At 38.6% G+C, this 1,416-nt stretch carries 1 protein-coding gene; it reads right to left on the reverse strand.

From position 1 onward, the window contains the following. Positions 1 to 34 precede the first annotated feature (34 nt). On the reverse strand, positions 35 to 1,291 hold the full coding sequence (locus NF418_RS10240) for an ISL3 family transposase (protein WP_256779524.1): 1,257 nt from the start codon (positions 1,289 to 1,291) through the stop codon (positions 35 to 37). Between the last annotated feature and the right edge of the window lie 125 nt (positions 1,292 to 1,416).

The raw sequence follows: 1,416 nt of genomic DNA on the forward strand, positions 1-1,416 counted from the left end.
GGCTCTTTGTCAACTGTAGTGGGTAGATGAAAAGCTAACACCTAGAGAGGACGAAGTTCGTTCTCTCTTTCTTTATGTTCAAAGCAATCAAAATACGTTTTTTAAAATTTTCAAAGTTCCTGAAACCAAAGGCATTTCTTTTAATGACTTTGATGAGATTGTTGGTAGCTTCCAGTTTGGCGTTGGAATAAGGCAATTCCATGGCGTTTAAAACCTTGTCTTTATCCTTTAGAAATGTCTTAAATACCGTCTGGAAAATAGGATTAACATTGGCTATTTCCTGTTCGATAAGGTCAAAGAAATGATCTGAGTTTTTCTCTTGGAAATGGAACAAGAGAAGCTGATAGAGTTCATAGTGTTGTAGGAGTTCATCTGAGTAGGATAGGAGTTTTTCTAGAATTTCCTTGTTAGTCAAGTGCATGCGAAACATAGGGCGATAAAATCGTTTATCGCTGAGTTTACGGCTATCTTGTTGAATCAATTTCCAGTAACGTTTCAAGGCTCGGTATTCGTGCGATTTTCTGTCGAATTGATTCATAATTAGAATACGAACGCGGTTCATAGCACGGCTAAGGTGCTGCACAATGTGAAAGCGGTCCAGAACAATCTTGGCGTTTGGAAATAGCTGTCTAGCCAATTTGTAGTAAGGACTAAACATATCCATGGTAATGACTTTGACTTGATTTCTAACCTTTCTAGGATAGCGTAGAAAGTGATTTCGGATGGTTGCTTGTGTTCTTCCGTCCAGAATAGTTATGACATTTAGGGAGTTGAAATCTTGAGCGATAAAGCTCATTTTCCCCTTCTTGAAGCCATATTCATCCCAGCTCATCACCTCAGGTAAGGTATTCCAATCTGTTTCAAACTTGAACTCATTAAGCTTTCTCATAACTGATGAGGTTGAGATAGATAGCCTGTGTGCAATATGTGTCATTGCTTGATTTTCGATGAGTAATTGGGCGATTTTCTGGTTAACGGCGACAGAAATTTGGTGGTTCTTCTTGACAAGAGGAGTTTCAGCGACAGCCATTTTCCCACATTCTTTGCACTTGAAACGACGCTTTCTAAGTCGGATAAGCAAGGGATAACCAGCAGTTTCTAGGTAGGGAATTTTGGAGGGTTTTTGGAAGTCGTATTTTGCCATTTGTCCCTTGCAGGAGGGACATTTAGGGGCTGTATAATCCAAGTGACCGTGGAGTTCTACGTGAGTTCCTAGGTCATATTCATTAGAGATAGTGATATTTTTGTCTTTAATTCTGAGAAGATTTGTGATAAGATTTAGTTGTTCCATATGAGTCTTTCTAAAATGATAGTTTGAGCACTTTTCATTATAGGTCATATGGGACTTTTTTTCTATACTCAAAAAGGCTCCATAATTTCCATGGTGGATTTACCCACTACAGAAATTATAGAGCC

The sequence above is a fragment of the Streptococcus suis genome, assembly GCF_024509555.1.
In the GTDB taxonomy this organism is placed as follows: Bacteria; Bacillota; Bacilli; order Lactobacillales; family Streptococcaceae; genus Streptococcus; species Streptococcus suis_AD.